Source organism: Mesorhizobium sp. WSM1386, from assembly GCF_055901595.1.
The window spans coordinates 3,682,374-3,695,772 of record NZ_CM148373.1 but is presented as its reverse complement, the minus strand read 5'-3'; the positions used below and the strand labels follow the sequence as shown (position 1 = coordinate 3,695,772).

The window sequence follows — 13,399 nt, the reverse complement described above, 5'->3', positions numbered from 1 at the left end:
GTTCGCCGTTTCCGTGAAACGGTGAAATGCTCTAGCGGCCGTCCGGGGTGCGCAGGCCGATCCACTTGTCCTTGACGGCGTTGTAGTGCTCCTCGGGCTTGTACTTCGCCACCTGCAAGGCGAGCCGGTCGATCGACAGGCGCCCCATGGCCGAGAGGATGGCATAGCTCGCCACCACCACATCGTGCTCGGAATTGGCCTGGTTGATCTTGGCGGTGATGACCGCGGCCTGCGCGTTCAGCACGTCGAGTGTCGTGCGCTGACCGACATTGCGCTCTTCGATGACGCCGTTCAGCGCCAGTTGCGCGGCGTCGATCACCTGCTTGTTGGCGGAGACACTCTGCTGCGCGGCGGTGTATTGCGACCATGCCGTGGCGACGGCCTGACGCACCTGGTCGCGGCTGACATCGACCTGGATACGGGCTTGGCCGAGCGATTCCTTGCTCTGCCGCACGAGCGCGGAGGTCCGGCCTCCCGAATAGATCGGAATGGTCAGCGTCGCGCCGATATTGGCCGAGGTCGAATTGCCGTTGGAGCCGGTAACGTCGGGAATGGATTTGCGGTAATCTTGCGAAATGCCGGCCGAAGCCGACAGCTGCGGCAACAGCGCGCCCTCGGACGATTTCACCGAGAACGCGGCAGCGTCGACGAGATGCTGGGTGGCGAGAATGGCTGGATGTTCATTTGCCCCGATGGCAATCGCCGCGTCGAGGCTCGACGGCATTAGCCTGCCCAATGGCGAAGCCGGCTTCAACTTGCCCGGCTCGTCGCCGACCACCTGGTGATAGGTCGCGGCACTGGCCAACGCCTGCGCGCGGGCGGCGCTGAGCGAGGCCACCGCCGAGGCGCGCGACGCGTCGGCCTGCGCAACGTCGGTGCGCGTGCCCTCGCCAACCTCGAAACGCGAGCGCGCGGCACGCGCCTGCTCGGTCAGGAACTGCAGGTTCTGTTCGGTCAGCACCGCGATCTGCCGATCGCGAATCACGTCCATATAGGCCGTGGCCGCGCTGAACAGGGTGTTCTCCTCGGTGTTGCGCAGGCTTTCGACCGACGCCTTGACCTGGGATTCGGCCGCGGCCACGTTGTTCCTGGTCTGGAAGCCGTCGAACAGCGACTGGTTGATCTGAATGCCGTAGCTGCCGGACGTCAGCTTCGAGTTGCCGCCGCCATTTGCCCGGCGCGTGTTCGTATAATCGATGTTGGCCGAGCCCGTAACCGTCGGGCGCCAGCCCGACTTGGCGATGGCCACGCCTTCGTCGGTGACGCGCACGCCGGCGCGGGATGCATTCAGCGTGGAGTTGTACTGATAGGCCTTGGCGAGCGCGCCGGAGATGGTTTCCGCCGAGGCGGTCAGCGAAGAAAGCGCTGTCGCGGAGGCAAGGACAGCGGCAAAAAGGGTCTTGGATACAGACGGCACGGTATATCCCTCATTCGTTTTCCATGGGAACCGCGCCGCGCCGGTTTCTCCCTGGAGCAACCGGCGTGGCGTGTTTCATGTTCCCCGTCGCTCAGCCCAAAGTGCCCCCAGTTTGGGATTTGCAACGATTGTTCAAATGCAAGCGACCATGACAAGGCCTCTGCTGCAAGGCCAAATCATTCAGAATTCAAAAGCATGCTCACGTTCGAATCCAGGTAGTGGCTTAATTGCCGCATTAAATGCCCTTCTCCCGGTTACAACCCCCCCCGCCTTGAAAAAAAGTCGCGCCACGCCGGAATTGCCCTGCCCTTCGACGGCGACCAGGCGTCCACCTTCGGCGAGCTGGTCGAGCAGCGATTCCGGCACTTTCTCGATGCTGCCGCCGATGAAGATGACGTTGTAGGGTGCCTTGGCCGCATGGCCCTGCGGCAGCGCCCCTTGGACCACGGTCACATTGCCGCAGCCCAGCGAGGAAAGCGTCGACTTGGCGGTTTCGGCCAGCGCCGGGTCGCTTTCGAGCGCCACCACGGACTTCGCCAGCCGGGACAGGAGGGCCGAGGCATAGCCGGTGCCGCAGCCGACATCCAGCGCCGAATCGGCCGCGCTGATTTCGGCCAGCTGCATCAGCTTGGCCAGCGGCGAGGCTTCCATCAGGTAGCGTGCGCCGCCAGCGCCAGTGGCGATACGGATGTCTTCGTCGATATAGGCAAGCTCACGCTGGGCAGCGCCGACAAAATCCTCGCGTGGGACCGAAAGCATCGCGTCAAGCAGCGGCGCGCTGGTCACGTCGGTGGTGCGAACCTGACCGTCGACCATCTTGACGCGGAGTTCGGAAAAATCAGCGTTCATGTCCCAACCAATCCGCTTGCCGCGCCAAACCGCGGTTCATTACGATTGGAACTTCAGGCCCCGGCGCTGGCGCGCGGGAGCCTGGGGCATTGGAGGCCTCGCCCGGAATCGAACCGGGGTGCAAGGATTTGCAGTCCTCTGCGTAACCACTCCGCCACGAGGCCTCATTGCTCCCGGCGTTCCACCCGGTTCCAATAGGTTGCGGCGAAAATGGCGTCAAGCGGCCACCACGCATTCCGCGCGGTTTCCTCTGCATGAATTTGCCTCTCCGTATCGAGTATCGCGGCCACCGTGGTCGCGACGCACATTAGCAACGCGTTAGGTATATCAGCAGATTGCGAGAAACTCCACGCCCCTGCCGCCGTTGAGGAACGAGGAGGACTGCGCCATGCGGCCGGCAATCCGGAACAATGGAACGAGCGCCTGGGACGGCTTGTCGCGATCAGCATGCGAGGAGTTGCTGCGTTACGCCATCGAGTGCATTTCAATAGAAGGCACCAGCCGGCTTTCGCCGCGTGATCGCGCGCGCCTCGCCTCGGCCGCCGCTGTTCTCAAGGAAATCCGCGAGGACCTGGAAAGAAGCGCGGAAAGCAAACCGGATCCACGAAAATCCGAAACCCGAACAGGGGCATAGCGGACAGGCGATCGAGGGCGCGGCTGGCGCCCGGCCGCTCAATCCGGCCGTCGCCGCCGCTCCCACCAGATGACGAAGCGGCGACGGTGGCGGCGCACCATGGCAAATTCATAGGAGAGCACCAGCAATCCGAGCGGCACCATCCAGAAGCCGAGAATCGGCAGGAAGCCGAGAATGCCGCCAATCGTCAGAAGCACGCCGATCGCGATTCTGAGCCCGCGCGACTGCGGCATGATGAACTCGCGCCCGAACACCGAGATCTTTCGTGCCGGTATCCGGTTTTCGTCTGCTGCCGTCATCGCGAATGGCTGTCCCGTCTGTGCCTCGACAATACCTGTTTACGAAAGCCGCGACCACCATTTCGGTTCCACGCCGATCGCCAAGACGGCTAATATGAGGGCGGCCGCCGCCGATTGCGAGAAACACCTGAGCGAAAAAGTCTCGGAAAAATACGAAATGCTTCTTTGCAAAGCGGAAAAGGGTTTGCTATAGGCTGCGCCACTTGCTGAAGAGCCTCTGTTCCCCGGTAGCTCAGTGGTAGAGCAACCGGCTGTTAACCGGTTGGTCGCTGGTTCGAATCCGGCCCGGGGAGCCAACATTTCCAAGGGTCCGTTCCGGACACATAGGTTACGGTTTATACCGGAGACATGGGTAACACTTTTGGCCCGAAAGGGTTTTGGAGTGGTTCGAGCCTGCATGTCTCATCGTCGAAATATCCCAAATCATAGTCCATGAAGGTAGCCAGCCAGATATGGTCCTCGACCTGTTTGATGCCGACGGTCTGGCCGGCGAAGACGAGACTGAGATTGATCTTCTTGCGATTGTAGCAGATGCGGCCGCAGGTGGTGACGGTGACAGCCTTGTCGTGAAACGGATAGTCGAGGTCCGGCAGGCCGGTGTAGGGGCGCGTTGAGGGCGTGTAGCGCTCTGCCGGACAGTCCATGCCGAGTGCCTGATGCGGGCGTTCTGAGTTGAACTCGTCGATGAAGTCATCGAACCTGGCCTGCTGCTGAAGGAAATTGGCGCCTGCCGGTTTGGTGGCTTCCCTCTTCAGGGTGAGGTGCATGCGTTCATGGCGCCCGTTCTGCTGCGGGCAGCCCGGCTTGATGCGCTCGATGTCGATGCCCAGGCGCAGCCACCAGACCGACAGCTTGCTGAGGTTGAACAGCGCGTTGGGGCTGGCGAAGGGAACGCCATTGTCGGTCCTGATCGCGCTGGGCAGGCCGAACTCTTTGAAAACGCTTTCGAACACGGTGAAGGCAAAGGCTTCCTTGGTGGTCGACAGCGCCTCGCAGGCGATGAGATAGCGGCTGGCGAAGTCGGTGATGGTCAGGGGATAGCAATAACGTCGGTCGGCGAGCATGAACTCGCCCTTGTAGTCGGCACACCAAAGATCGTTGGGTCGATAGCCGTTTGAAAGCGGTGTCCCCGTCGCCCTGTTGCGCCTTCGCTTGCGGTGCTCGACCATGCCGTGCCGGTCGAGCACCGCATGCACTGTCGAGATCGCGGGCCGGTGCACATCGGGATACAGCCGGGCCAGCCGCTCGCGTATCTTCGGCGCCCCCCATGTCGGCTTATCTTGCTTCAGGCGCACAATCAGCTTCTCGATTTGAAACGGAAGCTGATTGGCGTGGCGATAGGGCCGGCGCGATCGATCCGTCAGCCCTTCAAGGCCGCTGTCATTGTAGCGCGTGAGGATCTTGTAGCCGGTCTTGCGCGAGATATCGAACTCCCGGCAAAGCACCGCCATCTTCTCGCCGTCCAGCAACCGGGCGACGAACTTCAGCCGCTCTTCCATGACGTTACACTCCTTCCAAGGCACCTTGCTCTCCTTGCAAAGGGCCCAAAGTGTAACCCATCTATCCGGAATGAACTGTCACCCATCTCTCGGGAAGGGCACAAGCACTTAGCTTATAGATTGCCCTTCGGTTCCTTCAACCAAAACCCCATCTGGGCTACATCTCATGCTTTCCCGATCGATCGACGCACACGAACTTTATGTGCGCATAGGACATCATCTGTCGGCGATGCCGGCCCGCATGGAGGCTTACAGTCCGGAAAAGCAGGTCTGGATTAGCAAGGCTGTCGCTCTAGTCGAAGCTGTTGGGGATCTGGTTGACATGGGTCGTATTACAGAGGTGGCTGAGTGGTATCCAACCCGTCCGGCAATTTACGGTCCAAGCGTCTGGGGCATTCTTCAAAGGGCGCTGGCGCGCGCTGAACTCGCGGCGCCGGCCGCGACCTCTGGGGCGTTTCTGCCGGTAGGGAATGCCATGGACGCCATGTCCGCCATCGGCAAGGTTCTCAAGGAAGCTCGATCCAGGCTGCTCATCGTCGACCCTTATCTGGATGAGACGATTCTGACCGACTTCGCTCCAATGGGCGCCGAAGGCGTGAAGATCGATCTTTTATGCGACGGCGCCTCTGTGAAGGCCACACTGGCGCCGGCTGTTAGACGATGGTCAGCCCAATATGACGCCAAGCGCCCGATCGAGGCGCGAACCACGGGCGCCCGACTGCTGCATGATCGACTTATTATCGTCGATGACGCCAAGGTCTGGAATGTGAGTCAGTCATTCAAGGATCTGGCAGCGAGATCCCCAGCGTCGATAACAGTGGTGCCGGCCGAAGTCGCAGTGCTTAAGATTCCGGCCTACGTCGACATGTGGACAGCCGCCGCTCCACTCTGAGCCCGCCACCGTGAGGCAGCGGGCCATCTCTAGATGCGCGTAGTGCCATTCTCCCCACCACCAAAATGTCGTATCGGCGGCGGCCGATCGTCGCTTCGCCCTTGATCTGATCGACAGCCCACCTCAACGATTCCGACCAGTGCGCGAACAAACCCAACCATATCGTTTGCCGTGATGGCTGCCTCGTCGGGACTTTGCCCAATGTGCTCGGCGGCTTTGCAACATGACAGCCGGATGAGATCGTAGTGTAAATCCCTTTCATCCTCTGGCAGCGCCGCTAATTTCATGGCTCGGCGATGAATCAACCGCAGCAATTGTTCGAGAGCTGTTCCGACACTCATGCGCTTGCTCCGCATTGGTCGAGCGTCCCCGGCGCTACAGGCGCGCGTTGGTACGTCGTATAGCCGTCCTCCGTGCGGAAGGCTGCATCAGAAGCCGTTAATATATCGTGTATTGCTAATATAAGACACTTCGCAAGAAGCCGCCCCTGCCCTAGGCCCGAGCGGGCGCTGAAGCAAACAGAGCCGCCCGCGCTATCCTGAGGTGGTCAGTTCGCGACCTTGCCGAGAAAGCTGGTATCGCATTCACGACGGTTCATCGCTACGAACAGACCGGAAATGCGAGCGAGACCACGAAGGCATCGTCGCGGCGTACGCTGCGCACAATGTTGACATCACGAATGGCGAAGGCACTGGAGCTAGGTTGCGGAAGACATGACCATTTTCTATCACTTCACGACGGCCGATGCTCTCTTCGGCATAGGGCTTCACGGGCTTATGGTACGTCCAGCCTTTCGCCATGACGCCTAGCGCTCTCAGCCAAGGATCATTTGAGCTAGCACAATCGTGAGAAGCATTGATGCCGGAACGGCGATGAGACAATACGCCTCAACGATCCTGTTTTGCCGCTTGTCCATTTGGGGTGCCTCCTCGACCCGCACCTTGTCGCCGATCTCCGTTAGCGAGCGCCTATGTCCGAAGGCAGGCTCGTCGAGAAAGGCCCCCGCCTTTAACAGCTCTCGACGAGCCGTGCGCCGCTTTACCCCCGGACAGCACAACGCTCTCGCAGTCTGCTTCGAGCGTCAAGCGACTGTTCCGTTCGCATGCTCGTTCGCGCAATCAGGTTGCCCCAATGTCACATTCGGTGGACGCGTACGATCTTGCCAGATCTTGCCAGCCCGCCCTGCCGGTGGCCATCTTATCGTTTGAACGTCGGCTCCCAGTCGCTGTTGAGCTTCGCGTGTGGCTTTCGTAGTCAGGAACAGATGTGAAGAACACCGGCCGGCGATCACGGCGAGCAGCTTCGCATGCCGAGCAGATGAACAATCCGCAAGATCCTGATGCATTGACCCGTGATCCGGTCCGAGCCGGTCAATCGGCACTTGGATGGCGAGGCGGGTCGACCTGCAGCACATAGGGTGCCCACAGGTGACATAGACTGTTTCGTGGGCGGCCAGGGTGTCGGCGAGGGTCTTCTGAGGCAAGGCGATCTCCGTTGAGGGGTTCGCCGCGACGGGAGGATTATATTCCTGCTTCAGCCTCGCCTGCCACTACCTCGAGGTTGCGCGATAAAGTCCAAGGGTGTGAATTTGGACCAATCCGCGCAAAAGAATGGCCAAAGCGGAGCGCTCCTTGCATTTTAGCTAAATTGGCTTTGGAAGTAGTTCATGAACTTCCGGGCGGGGGGCTCATGATCACAGACCTTTTCCTCACTGGCGTCGCAGCATTTTCAATGCTTGTCCCGCCCTACTTCATCCTCAAGTGAGGTGGAGCGGTCTGGTCTATTGCTTATCTCTGAAATCCAGCAGCTTGGCATGGCGCAGCTTCTCCTCGCCCTTCAGGAACCGCACCCGGCCGACTAGACCAGGTTTCAGCCATTCGGCCTTGTCGCTCTTGAGCCTTACAGGCGCCGGTCCGCCCATCTTGCCTTGGACGCGGTCCCAAAGGCGCTGCCGCTTGTCTGCCTTGAAGGTAACGAAGGCGGCGCCGGCATACCGACCCTTGTCGGCCATCAGCACCATCGCAGGCTTGCCGGCTTCCCGCTGCACGCCAATGATGTCCATGTCCTTTTCGGCATAGCACTTTATCTTGCGCCAGTTCATCGTCGGGCCGCTGCGGTACGGGCTGTCCTTGCGCTTCGACACCATCCCCTCCAGGCCAGCCTGGTCGACAAGGTGATAGACAGCATCCCCCGTGCCTGGCATAGCCTCGCTGAACTGAATGCGGTCGCCGGTAGGAACAAGCTCCTGAAGGATCTCGCGACGGTCCTCTGCCGGCATGTCGCGCAGATCGTGTCCGTTCAGGTGTAGAAGATCGAATGCAACCAGATACACGTCGCGCGATGGATTGCGGCTGGTGACGGCTGACTGAAGCGCGTGGAAGTCGGACAGGCCCGCCTCATTAATGGTGATCGCCTCGCCATCGATGATGAAGTCTTCCGCCTCGATCGCCGCCGCTTCGCCTGCGAGCTGGATGTAGCGGCCCGTCCAGTCGTAGCCGTTCTTGGTGATCAGCCGGATGCCGTCTTCGTCCTTGATGACCTGGGTGCGGTAGCCATCAAACTTGATCTCGTGGAGCCAGTCATCGCCGTGCGGTGGCGTATCGACCAGTTCGGGCTCCATCGGATGGATAAACTTCAAACGCATGAAACTGACTCGCGAATCGCGACTCAATTAGGATGCGCTTAATTAGTTCCGGAAAATTTTAACGAATCGTTGACCGCGCTGTCCCATTCTAGGACGGCGCGGTCAAACCCCAACCGGGCTGCGCAGGCGGCTCCGGCACTCAAGCGCCCGCCCCCATGTCGGAGCCGCCACTGCACACCAAATTACCATCGATGGTTGAATCAACCGTTACCGCACGTGCTTTCCAGTGTGCGTTCCTGATCATTAGACTTTGACGGAACGGAGGGTTCCGGAACATTTTAGACGAACTGAAAGTTCGATGGGGATGACGAAGCTATCGGACCTCGGCCCGCCGATCCCCGGAAAGTTGCACGGCGGCGCAGACATCCGGAAGAGCAGCATAGCGGCAGCGACGCCACCTTCGTGGCGCCGCCACCATTGTCGAAATCAAGCCGCGATCCCACCGCGGCCGGAATTCATGCCGCCCATCCAGGGGAGCGGAGCAAGCGGCTCTTGCAGGATTTTGACGGATCTTGCGAACCCGGCGACAGCATCACGCGCGACCGACAGTGAAACCTGGCCGTCGTAAGCACGCTGGCAGGCCCGGAAGGCGGTTTCGAAAATCGGGCCCCGCCGCTCCCGTGGCCAATCATGCAAGAAGTCGAAAGCGTCTTCGAGACATCCCAGCTCTTGAATGAACTGGCCATTGCTTACCAACACCGGTTGATCGAACATCCTATCGCCCATCTAGACCTCCTTTCGGTTGAGCGAACCAGTTTGCCGAATCGGCTCGTCACGCGGCTGCATGCTCAGGCTCCGCGAACACGCCACCATCTCCGCGTCTGGGCGGGACCGCGACATACGCGGGAACCGGCGGCGGATCATCGTCGTCATCTCGCCAGGGGTACCGCAACCAGCTGCGCCGGGCTTTGTCGCGACGCCGATCTGAGGATCGGCCGCCGTTACTCCGCCGCCTGGAAACCGACGGCTTGCCTTCAAATTCGTCCAACTGGTTGAGAGCACGAAGAATATCGCCGACCTCCACAATGGCGCCGTTGTCCAATCGACGTAAGGCAGGCCTGCCCGGAACCGCATGGACATCGGAAGCCCAAAAAGCGAGCAAAGCCCGTTTTGCGCCGATCGTCATCTCCTCTTTCAGCACGTCATCAGGCGTCTGCAGCCCAGCGTATTCCGCGGCGAGATTTTTCGGTTCAGGTTCATGATAATCGTAAGCTTCGGATCTCATCTCCATTCTCCGCAATCTGTGCCTCCCGGCAGAGCCGGGAGGCAGGCGACAAACTGGATTGCAGGGTCAAGCTACTTCGCGCTCCGGCTCTGCGTTCAGCTTGATGGCTTCCTTCTTGTCGGATTTCTTGAGGGGAAGCCCTTTGGCTTCGGAGCTGATCTCGATGCGCCGGGGCTTGAGTTCCTCGGGCACTTCGCGGATCAGGTCCACCGACAGCAGGCCATTCTGGAGATTGGCTGCCTTGACCTTGACGTGGTCTGCAAGTTTGAACACCTGCTTGAAGTTGCCTATCGCCAGACCGCGATGGAGGATTTCCCGATTTTCCTGATCAGGTTTCCTCTGTCCGATCACGGACAATTCGGGTCCGTTCTGCACAAGCTCCACTTCGTCGAGACCGAAGCCGGCGACAGCCATCGTGATGCGATAATCATTGTCGCCATTCTTCTCGATATTGTAAGGAGGCCAGTCCGAACGCACGCTGTTTTCGAGCATGTCGAAGAGTCGGTCGAAACCGACCGTTGTGCGGTAAAGGGGGGCATAATCAAAGCTTCTCATAGCCATATCCTCCGTGAAGCAACATGGGGTTACGAGGCCGCCGCGGTGTCGCCGCGGCGCCATTTTGTCGAGCCGTAGCCTCGACGGAAAACGATCTGGGAATCGCGTTTTTTCTCTTCAAGAGGTCGTTGCGAAAATTTTTTCGGAACGCACACAGGCGATATTCCCAGTGGGAGAATGCGCTGTTTTCACCCGAGCGCGAGGGCTTCGTTCTCCAATCCGACGCCCTCTAGTTTGGGCTCAGACCTGCGCCAGGCCTCCATCGACAAAAACCTCGCCGCCGGTCATGAAGCTGCTGTCCGAGGACGCCAGGAACGCCGCCACGGCGCCTGTCTCGGAGGGGTCGCCCATCCGCCCGAGTACGGTGGTCGCTCCCATCGCTTCCATCCCCTCTTCACCCAGAACCTCCAGCGCCAGTTCGGTCGTTGTCGGCCCCGGTGAGAGCACATTGACGCGGATGCCCGTGCCGCGCAGGTCCAGCGCCCAGCTGCGCGCCAGGTTGCGGACCGCCGCCTTGGTCGCGCTGTAGATGCTGAACGCCGGCGTCCCCATCACGCTCGTGCTCGACCCGGTCAGGATGATCGACGCCCCCTCAGCCATGAGCGGCAGGGCTTTCTGCACCGTGAAGACCAGCCCCTTCACATTGAGGTCGAAGATGTTGTCGTAGTGCTCGGGCGTGATTTCGCCCAGCGGCGCGAACGCGCCGGTCCCGGCGTTGGCGAGCAGGATGTCGACCCCGCCGCGCTCGGCCTTCACCGTCTGATAGAGCCGGTCGAGGTCGGCCATGTCGGTTACCGAACCGCGCACCGCCCTTGCATTGGGGCCGAGCTGCGCCACCGCGGCATCGAGCGCCTCTTGCCGCCGACCGAAGATGTAGACGAACGCGCCTTCGTCGATGAACCGCTGGGCGGCTCCGAGTCCGATGCCGCTTCCGCCGCCCGTCACCACTGCCGTCTTGCCCTGTAGTCTGCTCATGATGTGCTCCTTTGTTGAGGTTGCACTCACTTGGCCACCCACCCACTTATTGACAAGTATGCACCTTTTGGTAAGTGGGTAGAAATGTCATCAAATCGCTCAGAGCCGGCTTCGTCGCGGACACAGGCTCCGCTGCCAGCACAAAATTGCACGCCGACGATGCCTGGTTTCACCTGCGGCCTCGACGCGACCCTGCGGCTCATTGCCGGCAAGTGGAAGCCGCTGATCCTTTACTTCCTCGCTCAGGACGGCCCGATCCGCTACGGTGAGTTGCGGCGAGCCGTCCGCGACGTCAGCGACAAGATGTTGATTCAGCAGCTCAAGGAGCTGGAGGGCGACGATCTCGTGAAGCGGACCGACTACAAGGAGATCCCCCCGCGGGTGGATTACAGTCTCACGCCCTTGGGCCGCGGCCTGGCCGAGGCCCTCGTACCGCTATGCTCCTGGGGCACGGCAAACATGGCCGAGGTCACCCGCCTCTTCGCCGAGCGCGAGGCCTCGAATGGCAAAAGACGCGGATCCCTCCTGGGCGACTGAAAACAGTCATTCGCTCTTCCGTCTTCTCGGCTCGCCTTCGGCAACGCGGCTCGATGTCATCATGGCCGATTGATCGGCTCCGGCGAGCCTACAGTTCCAGAACTCCGATCCGGAAAATCAACAAGCGCTCACGGCTTGCGCGCGGTTGTGCGCCGCGCGATAGATGTGCCGGTTCAGGGAGGAATCATGCGGAGAATCTCGGCATCGGTGCTGCTGCTCGCGGCTGCGCTTTACGCGAATTGTGCCCTGGCACTCGACAGCAGCGGCACGCCTGTCGTGGTCACGCCGCTGGCTTCGCGCACCACCACCGCGTCCGGGCAGCCGATCACGCTGCCGCAGAAGAACGTGCAGGTGCTGGTATCGACTTACGACATCGCGGCGGGCGCGACCTTGCCGGTCCACCGGCACCCCTTCCCCCGCTATGCCTATGTCGAGGCCGGGACGCTGAAGGTCACCAATGTCGAGACCGGCAACAGCAACACCTACAAGACGGGCGATTTCATCATCGAAATGATCGGCCAGTGGCATCAGGCCACCAACATCGGCGATGGCCCGGTCAAGCTGCTGGTGATCGATCAGGTCGAGGAAGGCACCAAGAATACGGAATTGCGCCAGTAGCCAAGGCGATGCCTGCGCCCCGAAGGCGGGAACGCGATGCGCCGCCCGCCTTCCCCCGGTCGCCGACAATCGGCCCGCCCCAAGCGCTCGATCCAGCGCTCAGCCCCAGGAGCCGACCATCTGTCGTGTCGTCGCGTTCAGCCGGTTGAAAGCGTTGATCAGGGCGATCTGGACAACGAGCGCGGCAAGCGCCTTTTCGTCATAGTGCCGGGCAGCTTCGTCCCAGACATCGTCCGGCACGGCGTCTGCCCGGTCGGCGAGCCTTGTGCCGGCCTCCGCCAGCGCCAGGGCCGCGCGTTCGGCATCGGTGAAGTATGGCGTCTCCCGCCATGCCGCCAGCGCAAAGATGCGCTCGTCCTTCTCGCCGGCCTTCTTCAGTTCGCGCGCATGCATGTCGACGCATAGGCTGCAGGCATTGATCTGGCTGGCGCGCAGATGGATCAGCTTGCGCGTCACATAGGGCACGTCGGCCGCCTCGGTCGACTTGTCCAGCGCCAGCAACGCCTGCAGTGCGCCTGGGATAAGCATCACCGGGTTCTTGATTCTCGCTTGCATGGTCTTCTCCTTTGAAACCGTGTTTCGGTAGGGCGTGTTTTGCCGAGCCCGGGAGCGGAGCCTCCGGGCGCGAATTGTTGCGATCGGCAGCAGTGCCGACCGGTTTGGTCGAGAAAGGGTTCGGCCGTCAGCCCTGCTTCGCGGCCACCTGCTCCAGCCGTTCCAGAATACGCGGCCAGCCGCTTCCCATGCCGACATATCCGCGCTCGTCGGCGGGCCGGAACCCCGAATGCTCCATCCGCACCCGGGTCGCCGCACCTTCGGGCGTGAGCGACCAGGTCACCACGGTCCTCAGCCCGCTGTCGGATTCGCTTCCGTCGCCCCAGCTATAGGCAAGCAGGCGCGGCGCCTCTACTTTCAACACCACGCAGTTCGTCACCCCGGACCAGCCCGGCACCGGTGCCGCCCGGAAGGTGAAGCGATGCCCCTCCTGCGCCGCGAAATCGTTCTGCATGAGCCACTCGGCAACGAGTTCAGGCACGGTCAGTGCGCGCCATATCTTCTCCGCCGAATGCGGAATCAGCCGCTCGACGACGATCGATTTGGTTTGCGTCATGCCTCGTTCCTCCTTGCCGTGTTCGCGCTGCTGGGGCGAAATCAATAACTCGCCAGCTATGAATTAACCCATAACTCCGCAGTTATACAACTGTCAAGCCGGGAAATGCCCGCCTGGTCCAAATGGCGGCCTGCCGTTCACGCT

Annotated in this window: 16 protein-coding genes and 2 tRNA genes; 5 read left to right on the top strand and 13 right to left on the bottom strand. The window is 61.1% G+C overall.

Going from position 1 to position 13,399, the window contains the following annotated elements; translation table 11 throughout:
• Window positions 1-31: 31 nt before the first annotated feature.
• The 3 genes from AC0NIH_RS18135 to AC0NIH_RS18125 all read right to left on the bottom strand — a co-directional run bounded on the left by AC0NIH_RS18135 (window position 32) and on the right by AC0NIH_RS18125 (window position 2,430).
• Entirely contained in the window at window positions 32-1,417 is a 1,386-nt protein-coding gene (locus AC0NIH_RS18135) for a TolC family outer membrane protein (RefSeq protein WP_473460676.1), read from the bottom strand.
• 180 nt (window positions 1,418-1,597) lie between these two features.
• Window positions 1,598-2,266, bottom strand: coding sequence for a protein-L-isoaspartate O-methyltransferase family protein (locus AC0NIH_RS18130; RefSeq protein ID WP_473460678.1), 669 nt, complete (start codon window positions 2,264-2,266; stop codon window positions 1,598-1,600).
• A 90-nt stretch (window positions 2,267-2,356) separates the two neighbouring features.
• Window positions 2,357-2,430: transfer RNA gene (locus AC0NIH_RS18125), tRNA-Cys, on the bottom strand.
• 224 nt (window positions 2,431-2,654) lie between these two features.
• Here AC0NIH_RS18125 and AC0NIH_RS18120 point away from each other — a divergent pair.
• Window positions 2,655-2,900 (top strand): hypothetical protein, encoded by a 246-nt coding sequence (locus tag AC0NIH_RS18120; protein WP_031250207.1) that lies wholly within the window; start codon window positions 2,655-2,657, stop codon window positions 2,898-2,900.
• Window positions 2,901-2,938: 38 nt separating this feature from the next.
• Here AC0NIH_RS18120 and AC0NIH_RS18115 read toward each other — a convergent pair whose 3' ends face one another.
• The gene (locus AC0NIH_RS18115) at window positions 2,939-3,199 is read right to left on the bottom strand and encodes a hypothetical protein (protein ID WP_473460680.1); all 261 of its coding nucleotides are present in this window, start codon (window positions 3,197-3,199) and stop codon (window positions 2,939-2,941) included.
• 221 nt (window positions 3,200-3,420) lie between these two features.
• On the opposite strand from AC0NIH_RS18115, the gene AC0NIH_RS18110 reads away from it, so the two are divergent.
• Window positions 3,421-3,495, top strand: a tRNA-Asn gene (locus tag AC0NIH_RS18110).
• Between the two features lie 39 nt (window positions 3,496-3,534).
• Here AC0NIH_RS18110 and AC0NIH_RS18105 read toward each other — a convergent pair.
• Entirely contained in the window at window positions 3,535-4,722 is a 1,188-nt protein-coding gene (locus tag AC0NIH_RS18105) for an IS481 family transposase (RefSeq protein WP_023764329.1), read from the bottom strand.
• A 142-nt stretch (window positions 4,723-4,864) separates the two neighbouring features.
• Here AC0NIH_RS18105 and AC0NIH_RS18100 point away from each other — a divergent pair, with 142 nt between their 5' ends.
• On the top strand, window positions 4,865-5,590 hold the full coding sequence (locus AC0NIH_RS18100) for a hypothetical protein (protein ID WP_473469811.1): 726 nt from the start codon (window positions 4,865-4,867) through the stop codon (window positions 5,588-5,590).
• Window positions 5,591-5,619: 29 nt separating this feature from the next.
• Here the strand turns inward: AC0NIH_RS18100 and AC0NIH_RS18095 are convergent, their stop codons facing one another.
• From AC0NIH_RS18095 to AC0NIH_RS18070, 6 genes are all read right to left on the bottom strand, one after another.
• Window positions 5,620-5,931: a hypothetical protein gene (locus tag AC0NIH_RS18095; protein WP_140780136.1), complete on the bottom strand. Its 312-nt coding sequence runs from the start codon at window positions 5,929-5,931 to the stop codon at window positions 5,620-5,622.
• 1,439 nt (window positions 5,932-7,370) lie between these two features.
• Window positions 7,371-8,234, bottom strand: coding sequence for an ATP-dependent DNA ligase (locus tag AC0NIH_RS18090; protein ID WP_474025008.1), 864 nt, complete (start codon window positions 8,232-8,234; stop codon window positions 7,371-7,373).
• Window positions 8,235-8,660: 426 nt separating this feature from the next.
• Window positions 8,661-8,960 carry a DUF982 domain-containing protein gene (locus tag AC0NIH_RS18085; protein WP_023763476.1) on the bottom strand — a complete coding sequence of 100 codons (300 nt, stop codon included), beginning with the start codon at window positions 8,958-8,960 and terminating at the stop codon, window positions 8,661-8,663.
• 46 nt (window positions 8,961-9,006) lie between these two features.
• Window positions 9,007-9,459 (bottom strand): hypothetical protein, encoded by a 453-nt coding sequence (locus AC0NIH_RS18080; RefSeq protein WP_473467220.1) that lies wholly within the window; start codon window positions 9,457-9,459, stop codon window positions 9,007-9,009.
• 66 nt (window positions 9,460-9,525) lie between these two features.
• A complete protein-coding gene (locus AC0NIH_RS18075; protein WP_023763474.1) occupies window positions 9,526-10,014 on the bottom strand; it encodes an Hsp20 family protein in 489 nt (162 codons plus the stop codon).
• A gap of 240 nt (window positions 10,015-10,254) precedes the next feature.
• Complete coding sequence (locus AC0NIH_RS18070) at window positions 10,255-10,989, bottom strand: SDR family NAD(P)-dependent oxidoreductase (protein WP_352710991.1); 735 nt, start codon at window positions 10,987-10,989, stop codon at window positions 10,255-10,257.
• 159 nt (window positions 10,990-11,148) lie between these two features.
• Here AC0NIH_RS18070 and AC0NIH_RS18065 point away from each other — a divergent pair, with 159 nt between their 5' ends.
• Window positions 11,149-11,526 carry a winged helix-turn-helix transcriptional regulator gene (locus tag AC0NIH_RS18065; RefSeq protein WP_473467222.1) on the top strand — a complete coding sequence of 126 codons (378 nt, stop codon included), beginning with the start codon at window positions 11,149-11,151 and terminating at the stop codon, window positions 11,524-11,526.
• Window positions 11,527-11,712: 186 nt separating this feature from the next.
• Window positions 11,713-12,144 carry a cupin domain-containing protein gene (locus AC0NIH_RS18060; protein WP_287276014.1) on the top strand — a complete coding sequence of 144 codons (432 nt, stop codon included), beginning with the start codon at window positions 11,713-11,715 and terminating at the stop codon, window positions 12,142-12,144.
• Window positions 12,145-12,243: 99 nt separating this feature from the next.
• Here AC0NIH_RS18060 and AC0NIH_RS18055 read toward each other — a convergent pair whose 3' ends face one another.
• Window positions 12,244-12,699: a carboxymuconolactone decarboxylase family protein gene (locus tag AC0NIH_RS18055; protein WP_013895073.1), complete on the bottom strand. Its 456-nt coding sequence runs from the start codon at window positions 12,697-12,699 to the stop codon at window positions 12,244-12,246.
• A gap of 127 nt (window positions 12,700-12,826) precedes the next feature.
• Entirely contained in the window at window positions 12,827-13,255 is a 429-nt protein-coding gene (locus AC0NIH_RS18050) for an SRPBCC family protein (RefSeq protein ID WP_023763471.1), read from the bottom strand.
• Window positions 13,256-13,399: the final 144 nt, after the last annotated feature.

What these genes read in the sequence shown, in the direction of transcription:
- AC0NIH_RS18075 (WP_023763474.1), bottom strand. Translation starts at nt 10,014, where the DNA reads ATGAGAAGCTTTGATTATGCCCCCCTTTACCGCACAACGGTCGGTTTC.
- AC0NIH_RS18095 (WP_140780136.1), bottom strand. Translation starts at nt 5,931, where the DNA reads ATGAGTGTCGGAACAGCTCTCGAACAATTGCTGCGGTTGATTCATCGC.
- AC0NIH_RS18065 (WP_473467222.1), top strand. Translation starts at nt 11,149, where the DNA reads ATGCCTGGTTTCACCTGCGGCCTCGACGCGACCCTGCGGCTCATTGCC.
- AC0NIH_RS18060 (WP_287276014.1), top strand. Translation starts at nt 11,713, where the DNA reads ATGCGGAGAATCTCGGCATCGGTGCTGCTGCTCGCGGCTGCGCTTTAC.
- AC0NIH_RS18115 (WP_473460680.1), bottom strand. Translation starts at nt 3,199, where the DNA reads ATGACGGCAGCAGACGAAAACCGGATACCGGCACGAAAGATCTCGGTG.
- AC0NIH_RS18055 (WP_013895073.1), bottom strand. Translation starts at nt 12,699, where the DNA reads ATGCAAGCGAGAATCAAGAACCCGGTGATGCTTATCCCAGGCGCACTG.
- AC0NIH_RS18080 (WP_473467220.1), bottom strand. Translation starts at nt 9,459, where the DNA reads ATGAGATCCGAAGCTTACGATTATCATGAACCTGAACCGAAAAATCTC.
- AC0NIH_RS18050 (WP_023763471.1), bottom strand. Translation starts at nt 13,255, where the DNA reads ATGACGCAAACCAAATCGATCGTCGTCGAGCGGCTGATTCCGCATTCG.
- AC0NIH_RS18100 (WP_473469811.1), top strand. Translation starts at nt 4,865, where the DNA reads ATGCTTTCCCGATCGATCGACGCACACGAACTTTATGTGCGCATAGGA.
- AC0NIH_RS18085 (WP_023763476.1), bottom strand. Translation starts at nt 8,960, where the DNA reads ATGGGCGATAGGATGTTCGATCAACCGGTGTTGGTAAGCAATGGCCAG.
- AC0NIH_RS18090 (WP_474025008.1), bottom strand. Translation starts at nt 8,234, where the DNA reads ATGCGTTTGAAGTTTATCCATCCGATGGAGCCCGAACTGGTCGATACG.
- AC0NIH_RS18070 (WP_352710991.1), bottom strand. Translation starts at nt 10,989, where the DNA reads ATGAGCAGACTACAGGGCAAGACGGCAGTGGTGACGGGCGGCGGAAGC.
- AC0NIH_RS18120 (WP_031250207.1), top strand. Translation starts at nt 2,655, where the DNA reads ATGCGGCCGGCAATCCGGAACAATGGAACGAGCGCCTGGGACGGCTTG.
- AC0NIH_RS18130 (WP_473460678.1), bottom strand. Translation starts at nt 2,266, where the DNA reads ATGAACGCTGATTTTTCCGAACTCCGCGTCAAGATGGTCGACGGTCAG.